This window comes from Alterinioella sp. B-7 (genome assembly GCF_056857775.1).
The window spans coordinates 507829-525130 of sequence record NZ_JBSXNT010000039.1 but is presented as its reverse complement, the minus strand read 5'-3'; the positions used below and the strand labels follow the sequence as shown (position 1 = coordinate 525130).

Here is a 17302-nt window from a genome sequence, read left to right as displayed (position 1 = left end):
GTTTTCGATTTTCGAAACACTAGTCGATTTTCGCCGATTCGACAAACGCGGGGCGGCGTCAGCGGCCAAGCCGAAGCACGTTGCGCAGCAGGCAGGCGGCGGTGACGGGGCCGACACCGTCCGGCACGGCGGTCAACCAGGCGACATGCCCCCGCGCGGCGTCAGGGTCGATATCGCCGATCAGCCGGTCGCCGACGCGTGTGACGCCAATGTCAATCGCGATGGCACCCTTGCGCAGGTGGTCGCGCTTGACCAGCCCCGGCACCCCGGCGGCGGCGCAGACAATATCGGCGTCACGGGTCTCGGCGGGCAGGTCCTTCACCGTCTCCTGTGCCACCCGCACGGTCGCGCCCTGCGCCAGAAGCGACAGCGCCAGGGGCCGCCCGACCGAAGCCGAGGCCCCGATCACCGACACCACCGCGCCTTGCAGCGATCCGGCCAGATGCGCGGCCACCAGCGTTGCGGCCTCCGCCGTGGGCGGGGTGATATCGGGCCGCCCGAGGGCAAGGCGGCCCGCGTTCTCGGGGTGCAGCCCCTCGACATCGCGTCGCGGCCCGAGCTTGTCCAGAAAGCGGCGCATGTCAAAGCCTGCGGGGGTCGGCAGAAGCGGCAGGATAGGCCGGTCATGGGCCGCGATGAGCGTCGCCCCCGCCTGCGCGGACCTGGGATAATCGGTGATCTCGACCGAAAGGCCGATCTGGCTGGCGAGGGTCAGGATGCGGTCGGCATAGGCCACCGCGCCAGCCGCGGTCGCATCGGCCAGCACGCAAAGACCATCACCGGGCCGGGGGTTGAGTCCGTCGAGAATGGACGCGGCGAGGTCATGGCCCTCAAAGATCCGTGTCTGCATGTGCCCCCTCCCCGCCCCTTATCTCAGACCCAACCGTACCTGTCTGCCCTGAACGGGTGCAGATCGACCTGCGCCGCGCGGCCCGCGACCATATGGGCAATCTCGCGCCCCGTGGTCGAGCCGCCGCACATGCCGACATGGCCGTGACCGAAGCCGAACCAGGCGTTCTCGGCACGCGGCGCGCGGTCAATCACCGGCATGGAATCCGGCATGCAGGGGCGGTGGCCCATCCATGTGGTGTAGGTTTCGGTCTTCAACGCGCCGAACACCTTGCGCCCAACCGCGATCAGCGCCTCGGCCCTCCCCGGATTGGGGGCCGCGTTGAGGCCCGCGAACTCCACCGTTCCGGCCAGCCGCAGCCCCATCCGCATCGGGTTGACCATGATGTTCTGTTCCACCGCCATCACGTTGCGGTTCAGCGTCACGCCGGGATCGGGGATGGTGACGTGATAGCCGCGCTGGCTTTCCAGCGGCACGCGCGCGCCCAGTTTGCGCGCCAGCTTCCCCGACCATGCCCCGGCGGCGATGACCACCCCGTCAACCGCAAGCGGATCGCCCTGATCCAGGGTGATCCGGCGCACCTGGCCATCGGCGAGGTCGAACCCGGTGGCCCGCGCGCGCAGATGCGCCGCCCCGTCCTCGATCGCCTGCGCATAGATCGCCTGCACCAGTGCCTGCGGATCAATGGTGGAGCCGTTTTCCGGCGCGAACTGGCCAAATCCGAAGCGGCCGCGCAGGGCGGGTTCAAGCTCGAACAATTCCTCCCCCTCGACGGGGCGCATCTCGACGCCGAGGTCGCGGCGAAGTTGTGTGCCGAAGCGCCAGCGTTCCGCCGCCGCGCGCGAGCTGTAGACATAGAGACAGCCATCCCTGCGCATCAGCCCCGTCGCGCCCGCGCGCTGCAAAAGCGGCGTGTAGCAATCGAAGGTGGGCGCCAGCAGCCCGCGCATCGCGCCCGCGATCCTTGTCACCTCGGCCTCGGACATATGGCGCAGAAAGCGCATCAGCCAGGGCAGGACGCGCGGCAGGTAATGGGTGCGGATGACCAACGGCCCCTCGGGATCGGTCAGCCATTTCGGCACCCGTTTCCACATCCCCGGCATCCCCACCGGCAGCACTGCACTGGGCGAGATCGAACCTGCATTGCCGAAGGAGGTCTGCGAGCCCGCGTCGTTCGGGTCGATGAAACTCACGGATTGCCCGTCGCGTTGCAGCCAGGCAGCCGTGGCAACGCCCACGATCCCCGTTCCGATCACCCCGATATGCAATGGACGCCCCCCCGTTTCGGGGGCGAGTATCCCGGTTGCGGCAAGTTCAGGCAAACGAATTGATCTTGTGTTACCATCAGCTTTCTTGATGCGCTGCAAGAGGCCGAACTGGATCGGCGCGGCACCATGGTCAGCGCCCGCGGCCCCCTGTGGCAACAGCGGCAGTGGCGGCGCCGAGACAGGTCGCCACCCATTGCCGTTGCAAGTTGGACCGCGCATCAGCAGACTGACCGGGGAACACCCGCAGCAGCCAATGGGCCAGATCGACCATGAACGAACCGACTTTTCTGCCCTATACGGACCGGCCACCCAATGGCGTCCAGCGGAGAAATCGCCGGTCGCGCCCGGTTCGCGTGGCCGACGCCATCAAGGACTGGGTCGTTGAGCGCAACATGAAGAAGGGCGACCGCCTTCCAAGCGAAACCGCGATGATGGCGCAGTTCAGCATGTCCAAGGGCACCATCCGCGAGGCGATGCGCATCCTTGAAGCGCAGGGCCTGATCGAAACCCGCACCGGCCCGGGCGGCGGATCCTTCGTGGGCGAGGTGACGGCGGATCGGGCCAAGGCGCTGCTTGCCAATTACTTCTATTTCAAGGATCTCTCGGTCGCCGACATCTACCAGCTTCGCCGCGTGCTGGAGCCGGAACTCGCGGCCTCGCTGGCCGGTCGGCTGACCGGCGACCAACTTGCCGAGCTGGAGGAGGTCGTCGCCCGCTACCCCGAACCCGCCCGATCCGCGGAAGAGGAACGCGACCAGCATGTCGCCTCGCTTGCCTTTCACCGCAAACTGGCCAATTTCTCCTCGAATGCGCTGCTCGCCTTCGTGGTCAGCTTCATGGGCCGCATCCTGACCGATCTTACGGTCTATCGCCGTCTCTACGATCCGCCCAACCGTGAGCTTTACGACAAGGGGCTGGCCTACCAGACCGACCTGATTGCGGCGCTGCGGAACGGAAACGCCGAGGATGCCCGCGCCATCATGCGCGCGCATATGGAGACCGCCGAGGACCTGATGCAGGCGCAGGAGGCACAGGTGCTGCGCCGCTTTATCGAGGAATGAGGTTGCCCGCTACCGGCCTGCGCCGGGGGCCGCCTTGACCATCGGCTGGGGCATGTCGGGCACATCCGCCGGGGACGGCGCGCGATATGGATCGTCCAGCACCGGCACCACTTCTGTCCAGCCATGATAGGGGTCGCTTTGGCTCAGCCGGTAGAGATCGGCCAAGGCTGCGAGGGGCTGCATCGAGTGGTCGATCCGCAGCGACAGGGGCGCGAAATCGCGCCCGACGACCAGCAGCGCCGCCGAGGCCAGCCCACGGGCATCCCCGCCCGCCGCCGCCGCCGCGTCCAGCGCCGCCAGCAACCGTTTGGGCAGCGGCCCGTCAGCTTGCTGACAGGCCGCAAGCGCTGCGGTGATCACTTCGGGCCCGGTCAGCATGTTGCCCGCGACCACGACGCCCGGTGCCTCGGCCGATCCGGCATAGACGACGCTTTCGGCGCCCGTAAACGCCGCCGTGCCGCCCTGCGGATCGAGGGCCGCCAACTGCCGATGCGCGCGGCCCGTATCGGGCGATGTGACCGCATCGACCGCTGCCGCCGCCCCGGCGGACATCCGCGCCAGAACGTCTTCGCCCCACAGGGTCGAGGGGGCCGTGCCCTGGCTTGCCGACATGCCCGAATCAGCGTGCCCGCGCAGAACCCAGCCGCCCACGCACAAGCTTCCGGTGGCGGCAGCCCCGCCGATCCAGCCTGTTTTTTCATCAATCGCAAGGACCGAGATCGTCATTCGCCATCCTCCGGCTCAACCCTCTTGCATTTATCATGATAATTTGGCGTTATGCAATTTATCATTATAAATGCGGCGTAACGATGGGCACCGCTGAGAAAGACCATAGGAGAGGTGAGATATCATGAGACTTCTGAACCTGACGCGGCGCCTTGTGCTGGCCGGTGGTGCGGCCATCGCGCTTGGGCTTGCCGCATTGACCCCTGTCGCGGCGCAAACGCCGCCGGGCGTTCTGGTGGTGGGCCAGGTGGCCGAACCGCAAGCGCTCGACCCCCATGCCGTGACCGCCGTCAACGATTTCCGCATCCTGATGAATATCTATGACGGGCTGGTGCGCTATGCCTCTGGCACGCTGGAGGTCGAACCGGCCCTGGCGACATCTTGGGATATTTCCGAGGACGGCACCGTCTATACGTTCAACTTGCGTGACGGGGTCAGCTTCCACGATGGCAGCCCCTTCGACGCGGAGGCCGTGGTGTTCAATTTCGAGCGGATGCTTGACGAGGACCACCCCTATTCCGACACCGGCCCCTTCCCGCTGTCGTTCTTCTTCTCGTCCATCGACACGGTCGAGGCCGTGGACGATATGACCGTCCGGTTCACGCTGAGCGAACCCTACGCGCCGTTCCTGTCGAACCTCGCCTATCCCACCGGCCTGATCGTCTCGCCTGCGGCGGTGATGGAGCACGGGTCCGAGTTCGGCCGCAACCCTTCCGGCACCGGCGCGTTCACCTTCGCGGAATGGCGCTCCAACGAGGCTGTCGTGATCGAGGCCAACCCCGATTACTGGGATGGCGCGCCCGCGCTTCAGGCCGTGGTGTTCCGCCCGATCACCGACGCGAACACCCGCGTGGCCGAAATGCTCTCGGGTGGCATCGACATGATGGTCGAGGTGCCCCCGGTGGCGCTGTCCGAGTTTCAGGGCGACGAGTTCACAATTGTCGAACAGGCCGGACCGCATGTCTGGTTCCTGATCCTCAACATGCGCGAAGGCCCGTTCACCAGCCAGCTGGTGCGCCAGGCGGCGAATTACGCGGTGAACAAGACCGCCCTGGTCGAGGAGGTGCTGGAAGGCACCGCCGCCGTGGCCGCCGGCCCGACACCGCCCGCCTTCGCCTGGGCCTATAACGAGGAGCTTGAGCCCTATCCCTACGACCCCGACCGCGCCCGCGAATTGCTGGCCGAGGCGGGCATGGAGAACCCCGAAGTGACCTTCTACGTCACCGAAGGCGGCTCCGGCATGCTCGACCCTGTCGCCATGGGCACCGCCATCCAGGCCGACCTGGAGGCCGTGGGCTTTGACGTCACGATCGAAACCTACGAATGGAACACCTTCCTGGGCCGCGTGAACCCCGGTCTTGAGGGCGAGGCAGACATGGCCGAAATGGCGTGGATGACCAACGATCCCGACACGCTGCCCTATCTCGCGCTGCGCACCGGTGCCTGGCCTGAAGAGGGCGGCTTCAACTCGGGCTACTATTCCAACCCCGAGGTCGACGCGCTGCTGGAAGAGGCCCGCAGCGCCACCGATCAGGACCGCCGCGCCGAGCTTTACCGCGAGATGCAGGTGATCGTGCAGGAGGACGCGCCCTGGGTCTTCGTGGCCAACTGGGTGCAGAACGCCGTGACCTCGGATGCGGTCGAGGGCTTCTCGCTTGAGCCGTCCTTCTTCCTGTTGCTGCAGGACGTGGTGAAGAACTAACCTGGCGTCGGCGCCGCGGCGGGGGATCTTCCTGTCCCCGCGCCGCGGCGCGATTTGTCTGCACGGGGGGTGTACGGGGGGTGTACGCCCGGTGCATTGGGGGCACCCCCCTTGTTTTCCGCCCCTGACCGCCGGAGAAACCCGCCATGGGCCGTTACATCCTCCGCCGCTTGCTCTCGGCCATTCCGGTGCTTCTGGGCATTTCGGTGATCGTGTTCGCGATCATGGCCCTGATCCCCGGCGACCCGGCCCTGGCCATCCTCGGCAGCTTCGCCACACCCGATAACGTGGCCGCGCTGAACGAGGATCTGGGTCTCGACAAGCCCTTGATACAGCAATACTTTATCTGGCTTGGCAACATGTTGCAGGGCGATTTCGGGCGCAGCTTCGCGCTCAACCGTCCGGTGCTGGACGAGGTGCTGGAACGCTTCAACGCGACGCTTGTCCTGGCCGGCACCAGCTTTGTGATCTGCTCGATTCTGGGCATCATCGCGGGGACGGTTTCGGCGGCCAACCAATATGGTTTCGCGGACAAGGCCATCACCTTCGTCGTCCTGCTTGGCATTTCGATCCCCTCGTTTTTCCTGGGCATGATGATGATCCTGATCTTCGCGGTGAACCTGCGCTGGTTCCCGGCCTCGGGGATGTGGCCGATCTACGGCACCCGCGACATCTGGGCGCTGCTTGACCATCTCGCGATGCCCGCCTTCGCCCTTTCGGTGGTGGCGACCGGGGTCATCGCGCGGCTGGCCCGCTCTGCCATGCTGGAGGTGCTGCGCCAAGATTTCATCCGCACGGCGCGCGCCAAGGGTGTCTCGGAACGCGGCGTGGTCTGGCGTCACGCGCTGCGCGCCGCGATGGTCTCGATCATCCCCGTCCTTGGTATTCAGGCGGGCTTCGTCCTCTCGGGCGCGGTCTATATCGAGGTCGTCTTTCAATGGCCCGGCATTGGCCGGATGCTGGTCGACGCGATCCTGCGGCGCGACCTTTTGCTGGTCCAGGGGGGCGTGGTCATCGTCGCGGCCTGCTACGTCTTCTTCAATATCGTCGTGGATGTCGCGCAATCCCTCCTCGACCCGAGGATCAAGACATGAGCTTTCTCGCGCTCATTGCCCGCAACAGGCTGGCCCTCGGCGGTCTGATCGTGATGGCGGTCGTGATCCTGCTGGCACTTCTGACCCCGTTCCTGCCGCTGGCGGAACCCAACATCACCGACACCTCGAACCGCTTTGTCAGGCCCTTTTCCGAGGGCGCGCCTCTCGGCACCGATCATCTTGGCCGGGATCTGCTGTCACGGCTGATGTGGGGCACCCGCCTGTCGCTTGCCGTGGGTTTTGCCGCCGCCCTGGTCGCCGCCACGCTTGGCGCGGCCATCGGCATCATCGCGGGCTACTATGGCGGCCGCACCGACAACATCATCATGCGCGGCGTCGACATGCTGATGGCGTTTCCCTACATCCTGCTGGCGCTGGCCATCGTTGCGGCGCTTGGTCCCGGCCTGGTCAATGCCCTGATCGCCGTGGCCGCCGTCAACATCCCCTTCTTCGCCCGCAACATTCGCGGCATCACCGTCAGTATCGCGCATAAGGAATTTGTCGATGCGGCCCGTCTTTCGGGCATGTCGGATGCGCGTATCATCCTGACCGAGATCCTGCCCAACGTGATCCCGGTCATTGTCGTCGCCATGTCCACCACCATCGGCTGGATGATCCTGGAAACGGCGGGCCTGAGCTTCCTGGGGCTCGGCTCGCAACCGCCCGTGGCCGATCTAGGCTCGATGCTCGGCGAGGCGCGCTCGGCCCTGATCACCAACCCGCATACTTCGATCGTGCCGGGCATGATGATCCTGGTCATCGTGATGGCGATCAACCTTCTGGGCGACGGGGTGCGGGACGCCCTGGACCCGAGGTTGAAATCCGGCGCGCTGAACCGCCCGCTGCCCGCCACGCTGGTCGCGCGGGATCGCACGCCCGCCCCGCAGACACAGGAGGGCATCCTGGCGCTGAGCGAATTGCAAACGCAGTTCCACGTCAAGGATCGGGTCTACCGGGCCGTCGGCGGCGTATCCCTGGCCGTCAAGCCCGGTGAATGCCTTGGCATCATCGGCGAAAGCGGATCGGGAAAATCGGTGACCGCCCTCTCGGTCATGGGGCTAGTGGCCTCGCCGCCGGGTCTGATCACCAACGGCTCGGTCTGGCTTGACGGCGAGGATCTGGTCGGCGCGCCCTATGCCACGCTGCGCAGTCTGCGCGGGCGCAAGGTCGCCTATATCTTCCAGGATCCCCAGGCCACGCTGCACCCGCTCTACCGCGTCGGAGACCAGTTGATCGAAGCGATTTCGAGCCACCGCCCCATCAGCCGCGAGGGGGGGCGCAGGAAAGCCATCGAATTGCTGGAAGCGGTCCGCATCCCCAACGCCCCGGCCCGCGTGAACGACTACCCGCACGAGATGTCGGGCGGGATGCGCCAGCGCGTGGGCATCGCCATGGCCCTGGCCAACGATCCCGAGGTGATCATCGCGGATGAACCCACCACCGCGCTTGACGTGACCGTGCAGGCGCAGATCCTGTCGCTGCTGGACGATCTGCGGCGTGAGCGCGGGCTGGCGATCATCTTCATCACCCATGATTTCGGTGTCGTGGGTCAGCTTTGCGACCGGGTAGCCGTGATGTATGCCGGCCGCATCGTCGAGCAGGGACCGACACGCGCGATCCTCGATGCGCCGCGCCACCCCTACACCGCGCGGCTGATGGCCTGCGTGCCGGAACTTGGCGGCGGACGGCGCAGGCTGGAGGCCATCCCCGGCCTGCCGCCTGCCGTGGATCGCCTGCCCGAAGGGTGCGCCTTCGCTCCCCGCTGCGACCGTGCGCGGCCCGACTGCACGCAGGGCGACATTGCCTTTGACGCCGATAACGCCCGCGCCGTGCGCTGCCTCTATCCCGTCGATCAGAGGGAGGCGGCGCAATGACCCCGGCCCTGCGTCTTGAGGCGCTGTCCAAGACCTTCCCCCTTGGCCGCACGCTCTTTGGGCCAGAACGCCCCGGCGTGCGCGCGGTGCACCCCCTGACCCTTGATGTCGCCACGGGCGAAACCCTGGGCATCGTGGGCGAATCCGGCTGCGGGAAATCCACATTGGCCCGGATGCTTGTGGGGCTGCTGGAGCCGAGCACGGGCAGAATTGAAATCGAGGGGTCGGCGCTGGACAAGGCCGATCCGGCGGAATTCGGCAAACGCATCCAATACGTCTTTCAGGACCCGATCAGTTCACTTAACCCGCGCAAGACCATCCGGCAGATCATGGAGGCGCCCCTCAAGCTGCTGCATGGCATGGACAAGGGACAGCGGGCCGCACGGATTGCCGAGATCTTCGATCTGGTCTCGCTGCGGCACGAGTTCCTGGACCGTTACCCGCATGAGTTTTCCGGCGGTCAGGCGCAGCGCATCGGGATCGCCCGCGCCCTGGCCGCCGAGGCGCGCATCCTGATCCTGGATGAACCGGTCTCGGCCCTGGATGTCTCGGTGCAGGCGCAGGTGCTCAACCTGCTGGCCGATCTGAAGGCACGGCTTGGCCTGACCTATCTGTTCATTTCCCATGACCTTGCCGTGGTCGAGGCCGTCTCCGACCGCATCGCCGTGCTGTATTTCGGGTCGGTGGTCGAGCTTGGACGGGCGGAGGATGTATTCCGGGCGCCGCGTCATCCCTATACACGGCTGCTCGCCGACAGCGCCCCGGTCGTCGGTCGCGCCCTGACGGCGCCGGAGGGCCGAGAGACGGAATTGCCGGATCCGCTCAACCCGCCCGAAGGCTGCGCCTTCGCAGCCCGCTGCCCCCGCGCGACCGACCTCTGCCGGGCAGAGGTTCCGAAGTTGAGCGGCAATCCCGGTCACTCGGTCGCATGCTTCCACCCCTTCGGCCCGAACCAGGAATAATCCCGCACTCCGACGGTCTGCGGACTGCAGTTGGGTTGAGGGGTTCCGTTCAAGGCGCCTTGGTCGGGGCTTGGACCAACGAGAGGCGCAGCAGATCTGTCCGAAGAGATGGGACCACTTCAACCTGGTCCCTTCAACGAATGCGTGTTTCACTGTCCTTGTCAAAGACATACAGGTGATGCGGCTCGAAGGTGAGCGACACTGTATCGCCAAGTGCCGAGGAGATCTCGCCGCGTTCCTCGATGATCAGTTTTTCGCCGGCCGACGACGTCAGATAGGCATAGCTGATCCCGCCGAGCGCCTCGGTGATCTCGACCGTCAGGGTGGTCCCGTTCGGGTCGATCTTCGCGTGCTCCGGGCGCAGGCCGATGATGACTTCGGTGCCGTCTGCGGGAAGCTCAACCTGCGGCAAAACCCTGCCACCGAGGGCGGGGACGTCCACAGCGCCATCTTGCACCACGCCGGTGACGAAATTCATTGCCGGGGATCCGATGAACCCCGCCACGAACCGGTTGTCAGGATCGCGGTAGAGATCGAGAGGGGCACCGACCTGTTCGATCCGCCCTGCCCGCAGGACCACGATCTTGTCGGCCAGCGTCATCGCCTCGACCTGATCGTGGGTGACGTAGATCATCGTTGCGCCGATATCCTTGTGCAGGCGGGCGATCTCGACCCGCATCTCGACGCGCAGTTCTGCGTCGAGATTGGACAATGGCTCGTCGAACAGAAACACCTCCGGCCCCCGCACGATGGCGCGCCCGATCGAGACCCGCTGCCGTTGGCCACCCGACAATGCGGCGGGCTTGCGGTCCAGGTAGTCTTCCAGTTTCAGGATACGGGTGGCTTCGGCGACCTTCTCGGCGATCTCGGATTTCGGGTGGCCGTTCATGCGCAGGCCGAACGCCATATTCTCCCGCACCGTCATATGCGGGTAGAGCGCGTAGGTCTGGAATACCATGGCCACGCCACGCTCGGCCGGGTCCAGCCGGGTCACCTCGCGGCCGCCGATATGCATCGCCCCTTCGGTCGTGTCCTCAAGTCCGGCGACCATCCGCAACAGGGTGGATTTGCCACAGCCCGAGGGGCCGACGAACACGCAAAACTCACCATCCGCGATTTCGAGGTCGATGCCGTGGATGACCTGAACATCCCCGTAGCGTTTGACCACTTCCTCCATCCTTACGCCTGACATTATCTCGTCGCCCTCCTTGTCGCCGGATGACCGGGTCGGGTCAGGTTGCGGATTGTGTCGACCTCATGCCGGTCATAGGGGCTGCCATCCTCGTGCAGCAGATCGTGAAACCAGATGCTCCGATCCGGCGTTCCGCCATGCGCCCGCACCAGCGCATCGGGCCAGGGCAGCCATGTTTGCGTGCGACCCTTCACAAGGCCCCATTGAAAGCACCCGACGCCGCGGTCGTGAAACAGTTGGAGTTGATCGGTGATCCGGCTGTCGACGGCGCGGGCCATCCATTCCGTACACAGGATGGGACGGTCCAGGACTTCCAGATAGTCGATGAACTGCGCCACGCGTCCGCGGCTCCAATAGGCATGAAAGGTGATGATATCGGAATGCAGCAATGCGCTGCGGTCGATCTCGGTCTGGTATGGGTGGCTGTCATCGCCCGGCAGGGGGGTCGTCCAGGCCGCAACCGAGAGCGGCTGGACCGGGCTTTCCGCCCGCGCCCATTCAAAGCAGCTTTCCATCAGGGACAGGGCCCCGGTCTCCAGCTCGGACGCGTAATGCGCATAGCCGGTGTCAGAGAAATTCATCCGGTTGCCCGGTTCGTTGTAGAGATCCCAGAACAGGATGCGCCGATCGTCTCGGAAGGTTCGGATGATGTCACGCAGATAGGCTTCGAGCCGGGGCCGCTGGCGCGCATCAAGAACGATCGCGCGCCCCGGCGAGGCAACCGCGCGGCTGTTATGGATGCCCCGCACCGGATCGGGCTGCGGGCCCCAGACCGGCTCATCGCCGCCGAAGCCGCAATCGTCGAAGAGGCACGGGACCGTGTCGAGGCCAAGCCCATGCGCCACGCCCATCACCCGATCCAGCCGGTCGATAGTTCCATCGCGGTCATGCACCCAACCGAGATAGTGAAGGTTGAACCGCACCGCGGTGAACCCGATCTCGGCCGCCCAGGTCAGTTCGCGCTCGATCGTGGGAAGGTCGAAGGTATCGGGGTGCCACATCTCGATGAAGTTGACGGCGGTGGAGGGCAGGAAATTGAACCCGCAGACCCAGGGCCGCGCCTGCCACCAGTCCCTTGCGTCTGCTTCCGTCCAGCGATCCATGTCATGACACCCGATATGCGCGTGAAGAAGGCCGCCCCACCGGATGTCGGCAGGGCGGCAAGGCGGGTTAGCGGTCCAGAAGGTCCTGCACGTCGATCTCGGCATCGGCCAGGGCGTCTGCCACCGGCTTGCCGGTCAGCCAGATCGCTTGCAGCTCGCGGTTCAGGACGTCCTGGATCGCGCCGTAACGGTCGGATGACGGCATGTCCTGTGCCAGCTCGGCGGTGCCGGTATATTCGGACCGATGCGGCAGGGACGCATAGGCGTCACTGGTGATCACCGACTCGCGAATGGCTATGTGGCCGGTACGGGCCCAGTCGATATTGTGATCGTTGATGAAGGCGAGAACCCGCAAGGCGGCCTGGTATTCCTCGCCCTCCAGCGAGGCGGGAATGGCCCATATGTGACTGTCGGCCCAGGTTGCGCCGGTCTCGAAGATGGTCGGGAAATCGGCAACGTAATAGCTGTTCAGGCCGGTTCCCTCCTGTTCCGCCTCGGCCGTGTAGAGATCGACGACCCAGGTGCCGTTGACCAGAATTGCCGCCTCGCCGTTGAGGAAAGCCTGCTGGCTGTCGGCATAGTTGAGCTGCGGGTTCGCCAGACCGGCATCGAACAGTTGCGTGACCGCGGCGATTGCATTGCGCGCCTCCTCGGTGTCGATGGTGGCGGTGCCGTCCTCGTCGAACACGTTCGAGCCCTGCTGCCAGATCAGCGCCAGCACCAGCCGGACGCCAAGCGGGAACTGGGCAAAATCGGCGGCGAGATAGTCTTGCCCGGTCGCCTCTCGGACCATCTGCGCGTGTTCCAGCAGCTCCTCGGGCGAGGTCGGCAGGATCGGCCGGCCGTCTTCGACAAGGCCGGCGGCCTCCATGATCTCCATGTTGACGTGCCAGAGATTGGCATGGACATCCATCGGGACACCGTAGATGCCGCCCTCATAGCTGACCGCGTCCAGTGCGGCGGGGGACCAGTCTGCGGGGTCGATGCCCGCGGCCTCCAGGTCGCCCGAGATCTCGCGCAGCGCGCCGAGCCCCGCGAATTCCGGCACCCGATGGCGATGCATGACGTGGATATCGGGCGGGGTGCCACCGGCATAGGCCGCCTTGAGCTGGTCGTAGTAATTGCCCCAGTCGGTCGGCAATGTGGTGATCGTGATACCGTCCAGCTCGGCATCGGCGGCATTGATGATCGACTGGATGATGCAGGCCTCGCCGGTGGTGACGGTGGTGTCGGTTCCGGCGTCTTCGCAGGCTCCGAAGAAGCGCGCGAGGGATATTTCCTGCGCGGACGCGCCGGTGGCCATTGTCGCCGCCGCAATCGCGGTGAATAGCACGTGTTTCATGTTAGTCCTCCCTAAGTTTGGTGTTAGCCCTTCGATCCGCCGACGGTCATGGCTTGGACCACGTAGCGCTGGAAGATCAGGAACAGAATGACGACCGGAAGCGAGGCGATGACGCCCGAGGCCATGACACGGCCCAACCCTTCCGATTGCGCGAAGTTCGATTGAATGGACGCAAGGCCCAGGGTGATGGTGAAGTATTCCTGCTGCTGCGCCGAGACGAGCGGCCAGAGGTAATCGTTCCAGGCATAGAGAAACGTCAGGATCGCCAGCGTCATCATCGCGGGGCGCGCGAGCGGCAGCATCACGTACCAGAAGATCTTGAGCCAGCCGACACCGTCCAGACGCGCCGCCTCCTCGATGTCCTTGGGGATCGCCCGGAAGAACTGCAACATCAGGAAGACGCCGATCGGCACCGCCATGCGCGGCAGGATCAGCGCCCGATAGCTGTTGTGCCAGCCCAGGTCGGCAAACATCGTGTAGAGCGGGATGAAGACGGCCTGCTCGGGTACCATCAAGCCGATCAGACAGATTACCGTGATCGTGCGCTTGAACGGAAACTCCATCCGCGCCAGAACATATCCGGCGGTCGTCGAGACGGCCAGCACGCCAAAGGTCATGCCGAGCGCCACAATCAGCGAATTGAGGAACCACCAGGGCGTCTGACCGAAGGCAAAGAGCGCGGCGTAATTATCCGCCGTGAACGGCAGCGGGATCAGGCCGAAGGCCGTGGTCGAGGTCGAGCGCGCCAGAACCTCGTTCGGCTGAAACGACAGCGATACCATCCAGATGGTCGGGACGAGCCAGAGGAAGGCGGGAATCGAAAGGCCGAGGACAAGCCAGTAATAGCTGCGGTTCATCACGACTTCTCCCGGCCGACAATGAACTGGATCACCGAGAACGTACCCATGATGACGAAGAGAAAGACCGCCATCGCGCTGGCCCGTCCCAACTCGCTGTCACGGAACCCGGTCTGGTAGATGTAGCGGACCAGCACCTGCGTGGTGTCGTTCGGACCGCCCTGCGTCATCAGATGCGATTGGCCGAAGACCTGGAAATGCAGGATGATCTGGAGGATCACCACCAGGGTAATGGTGCGCTTGAGGTTCGGCAGGGTGACATACCAGAAGGCCCTGACACCGCGCGCATTATCAAGGGCCGCCGCCTCGTAGATGTCCTGCGAGATGTCCTGCAGCCCGGCCAGAAACAGGATCATGGCGATGCCGAGCGACCACCAGATCGTCGCGATGACAATGGCCGCCATGGCGAATTGCTGATCTGTCAGCCAGTTGATCGGGGTGCCGCCAAAGGTCTCCGTGATGTTCGCAATCAGGCCCTGACGCGGGGAAAACATGATCTGCCAGATCAAGGTGACCACCGTGACCGAGAGAACCTGACTGAGAAAGAACAGGGTTCGCAGAGCGCCCATGGCCCGCGTTTCCCGGTTCATCGCGGCGGCCAGAACCAGGGCCGAGATCGTGACCCCAGGCACGGCCAGCCCGACAAAAACCAGCGTATTGCCGACCGTCGGCCAGAACCGCCGGTCATACCAGCGGCCTCCTTCGCCGGGATGAAAACCGGGGAGGAAAACCAGGAGCAGCGACGCCAGCCCGAGGGCGATGGCGTTGAAGCGGCTCAGACGGTCCACCCGGCGAAGGATGACGGAAAGCGCAAGGCCGATCAGGCCGGTGATCTGCCAGAACGGCGCGGCGAAAAGGCCCCATTCGATGTTCCGGCCCCACATGACGCGCTCGTAATTGCGGAAGCCGACGAACTCCGTCGCATCCGGGTTGAAGGCGACGGCCAGCAGGTTCCAGTCATGCAGGCTGATCCAGACCCCCCGAAAGAACGGGTAGATGAGGAACAGGGTATAGGTGATCAGGAACGGGGCCAGCAGGATCGCTGCGGCCTGTGTCTGAGACATACGTGATCTGGAGCGGTCGCGCATCTTCACCTCCCTGATCAGATGCCGATTCTACTTGTGCTATAATTATTAGCAATATTTATTAGCAGAACGCAACAAGTTTCGGGACCGCATGGAAAGCAACAAGAAATCACGTGTCACGATGAAAGATGTGGCAACGCTGGCCGGTGTCTCGCAATCCACGGTGTCATTCGTTCTGAACGGGCTCGAGGATATGCGGATCAGCCGCGATACACGCAAACGCGTGATGGAGGCGGTCAACCATCTCGGCTACCGTCCACGCGGGGCGGGCCGCCCTCCCAAGACCGTCGGCCCCGGCATCATCGGCCTGATGATCGACGAGATCGCGACAAGCCCCTTTGCCGCCATCTCCATCGAGGGCGTTCAGGAAGAGGCCTGGAAGAACAACATCATGGTCGAGGTCGTCATGACAGGCGGCGACCCGCAATACGAATCCGAGATCCTCAAGAAATGGGCACAGGACAACGCTTACGGTGTGATCTACGGCTCGATCCTGACGCGTGAAGCGCATCCGCCCGATGCGCTGGCCCGCCATCGCGCCGTGCTTCTGAACTGTTACGATTCCCTTGGACGATTTTCCTCCATCGTTCCGGCCGAGCGCCGCGGAGGCGAGGTGGCTACCGCTGCCTTGATCGAGGAAGGCCACAGGCGCATCGCCTTCATCTCCGGCGAGACGTGGATGGAGGCCTCCGACCAGCGTCTGGAGGGATATGAACGCGCCTTGCGGGCGGCGCGCATCCCCGTCGACCCATCGCTGATCGTCGCCGGGAACTTCATGCCGAGCGGCGGGCGTGAGGCGACCCTGAAACTCATGTCGGCGGATGCGCGTCCCGATGCGATCTTCTGTGCAAACGATCTGGCAGCGGTCGGCTGCTATGAGGCCCTGAAGGAGATCGGCGAGATCGTCGGGCAGACGATCGCGGTCATGGGCTACGACGATCAGGAAATCGCGCAGCACCTCGCGCCACCCCTCTCAACCGTCCTGCTTCCCCATAGGGAAATGGGCCAATGGTGCGTCGAACGGCTCTTGTCGGAGGGTGACGAGCCCATTGACGAGCGTATCGAATGCCCGCTTGTCATGCGCGCCTCGCACAGGAGGTCAGACCCTTCGAATTGAGTTATATGAGAGACGGCTTCAAACACCGCCGACGAAATCGGAGGATACATTGGCAGAAGAAGGGCCGGTACAATGGCCCAAAAGGGGCTGGGCCAGAACGAAGCGGCGGACTTTGCCGCTTTCATGGGGAATGCTGGACGTCTCCTGGTCTTCTGGCTTGAGCCGCTCGATACCGGGCCGATCTGCCGCCAACACACCGAGATGGTCCCCCGTGATCTTGACTGCCAGCCAGGACCAGCTGAGACATCTCTATCACTCCCGAATATAGGACACCGCGGCATAGTCCAAACCTCCGCCGGGCAGGAACGTCGCTGTCAGAACAATGGTCGGCTCAAAGAAAACGTTGTCCAAGAGCCTTTGAATCCCTCGCCCCCCAAGCGACGACCGAGCGGTCGTTTCCTCCCAACTCCAGTACCCGGAAACGATCCTTCCAAACCGCTCCACGCCAGCACTTTCCGGCGGGTATTCACCCTCCCGAACAGTGAAGTTAAACTCAGACATCCAGGACGCGATCACGTCAGGCGACCCAAGCGCCGTCCAAACACGAAACAGGCAGACGTCGTGTGCGTAGCGCCCATTGATGCCCATCCAGTCATAAGCCAGAAGATTCAGCGATGAGCCACCACGCGCATCTTCGGCAAGACAGGATTCGGTGGTTGGATGCCTCTCCAGCGCTTCGTCATACCGCGGCCAGCTACGGGCCGAGGGGATCACAACCTCACCCGCAAACCGAAAGGGGTTGGCGTCACGTTGTTCCACAACGTCTCTGGGAAGCACAAACGCGCTGGCGGCTTCCACACCTGCGCCCTGCCCAAATGCGGGAGAGCCCAAAGACAAGGCCATCACGGCAAGTACCCGGGAAAGAGAGGCGATCAAGGAGCGGATGCATGACTTATCGCCTGATCTTGCGACAGGAGAGCAGCATGGCGGGGCTGAGACCTGTCCGATTTGCACTGGACCAAAACCGTTCAACCTGGAATGTTCCACCCTGGCAAAAAATACACACTGTCCGAAGCCTATCCAAGACAAAGCCCCAGACAAGTCTGGAATTCCTCAACGTCTGAATTCT

Annotated in this window: 15 protein-coding genes; 6 read left to right on the top strand and 9 right to left on the bottom strand. The window is 64.3% G+C overall.

Annotated elements, in window-relative coordinates; translation table 11 throughout:
* Nucleotides 1–58 precede the first annotated feature (58 nt).
* Both AC13C7_RS17510 and AC13C7_RS17505 read right to left on the bottom strand, forming a co-directional pair.
* Nucleotides 59–850 carry a bifunctional methylenetetrahydrofolate dehydrogenase/methenyltetrahydrofolate cyclohydrolase gene (locus AC13C7_RS17510; RefSeq protein WP_482868226.1) on the bottom strand — a complete coding sequence of 264 codons (792 nt, stop codon included), beginning with the start codon at nt 848–850 and terminating at the stop codon, nt 59–61.
* Nucleotides 851–873: 23 nt separating this feature from the next.
* On the bottom strand, nt 874–2172 hold the full coding sequence (locus AC13C7_RS17505; RefSeq protein ID WP_482868225.1) for an NAD(P)/FAD-dependent oxidoreductase: 1299 nt from the start codon (nt 2170–2172) through the stop codon (nt 874–876).
* 215 nt (nt 2173–2387) lie between these two features.
* Here AC13C7_RS17505 and AC13C7_RS17500 point away from each other — a divergent pair, with 215 nt between their 5' ends.
* A complete protein-coding gene (locus AC13C7_RS17500) occupies nt 2388–3179 on the top strand; it encodes a FadR/GntR family transcriptional regulator (RefSeq protein ID WP_172318166.1) in 792 nt (263 codons plus the stop codon).
* Nucleotides 3180–3188: 9 nt separating this feature from the next.
* On the opposite strand, the gene AC13C7_RS17495 is transcribed toward AC13C7_RS17500, so the two are convergent.
* A complete protein-coding gene (locus AC13C7_RS17495) occupies nt 3189–3905 on the bottom strand; it encodes a DUF1028 domain-containing protein (protein ID WP_172318168.1) in 717 nt (238 codons plus the stop codon).
* Nucleotides 3906–4029: 124 nt separating this feature from the next.
* Between AC13C7_RS17495 and AC13C7_RS17490 the strand changes: the two genes are divergently transcribed.
* The 4 genes from AC13C7_RS17490 to AC13C7_RS17475 all read left to right on the top strand — a co-directional run bounded on the left by AC13C7_RS17490 (nt 4030) and on the right by AC13C7_RS17475 (nt 9537).
* Nucleotides 4030–5607 (top strand): ABC transporter substrate-binding protein, encoded by a 1578-nt coding sequence (locus AC13C7_RS17490; protein ID WP_474887268.1) that lies wholly within the window; start codon nt 4030–4032, stop codon nt 5605–5607.
* Nucleotides 5608–5753: 146 nt separating this feature from the next.
* Nucleotides 5754–6701 (top strand): ABC transporter permease, encoded by a 948-nt coding sequence (locus tag AC13C7_RS17485; RefSeq protein WP_172318172.1) that lies wholly within the window; start codon nt 5754–5756, stop codon nt 6699–6701.
* Nucleotides 6698–8575, top strand: coding sequence for a dipeptide/oligopeptide/nickel ABC transporter permease/ATP-binding protein (locus tag AC13C7_RS17480; protein WP_482868224.1), 1878 nt, complete (start codon nt 6698–6700; stop codon nt 8573–8575). Before AC13C7_RS17485 ends, AC13C7_RS17480 begins: the two co-directional genes overlap by 4 nt.
* Entirely contained in the window at nt 8572–9537 is a 966-nt protein-coding gene (locus AC13C7_RS17475; RefSeq protein ID WP_482868223.1) for an ABC transporter ATP-binding protein, read from the top strand. Before AC13C7_RS17480 ends, AC13C7_RS17475 begins: the two co-directional genes overlap by 4 nt.
* A 133-nt stretch (nt 9538–9670) precedes the next feature.
* Here the strand turns inward: AC13C7_RS17475 and AC13C7_RS17470 are convergent, their stop codons facing one another.
* The 5 genes from AC13C7_RS17470 to AC13C7_RS17450 form a co-directional block, all read right to left on the bottom strand.
* Nucleotides 9671–10729, bottom strand: coding sequence for an ABC transporter ATP-binding protein (locus tag AC13C7_RS17470; protein ID WP_482868222.1), 1059 nt, complete (start codon nt 10727–10729; stop codon nt 9671–9673).
* Entirely contained in the window at nt 10729–11832 is a 1104-nt protein-coding gene (locus AC13C7_RS17465; RefSeq protein WP_446121785.1) for a glycoside hydrolase 5 family protein, read from the bottom strand. The genes AC13C7_RS17470 and AC13C7_RS17465 overlap by 1 nt, the downstream gene beginning before the upstream one ends.
* A 67-nt stretch (nt 11833–11899) precedes the next feature.
* On the bottom strand, nt 11900–13174 hold the full coding sequence (locus AC13C7_RS17460; protein ID WP_482868221.1) for an extracellular solute-binding protein: 1275 nt from the start codon (nt 13172–13174) through the stop codon (nt 11900–11902).
* Nucleotides 13175–13197: 23 nt separating this feature from the next.
* Nucleotides 13198–14031, bottom strand: a complete 834-nt coding sequence (locus AC13C7_RS17455; RefSeq protein WP_172318184.1) for a carbohydrate ABC transporter permease — start codon at nt 14029–14031, stop codon at nt 13198–13200.
* A complete protein-coding gene (locus AC13C7_RS17450; RefSeq protein ID WP_214647413.1) occupies nt 14031–15095 on the bottom strand; it encodes a carbohydrate ABC transporter permease in 1065 nt (354 codons plus the stop codon). The genes AC13C7_RS17455 and AC13C7_RS17450 overlap by 1 nt, the downstream gene beginning before the upstream one ends.
* A gap of 142 nt (nt 15096–15237) precedes the next feature.
* On the opposite strand from AC13C7_RS17450, the gene AC13C7_RS17445 reads away from it, so the two are divergent.
* Entirely contained in the window at nt 15238–16233 is a 996-nt protein-coding gene (locus AC13C7_RS17445; protein ID WP_172318186.1) for a LacI family DNA-binding transcriptional regulator, read from the top strand.
* A 252-nt stretch (nt 16234–16485) separates the two neighbouring features.
* Here AC13C7_RS17445 and AC13C7_RS17440 read toward each other — a convergent pair whose 3' ends face one another.
* Entirely contained in the window at nt 16486–17109 is a 624-nt protein-coding gene (locus AC13C7_RS17440; protein WP_482868220.1) for a hypothetical protein, read from the bottom strand.
* Between the last annotated feature and the right edge of the window lie 193 nt (nt 17110–17302).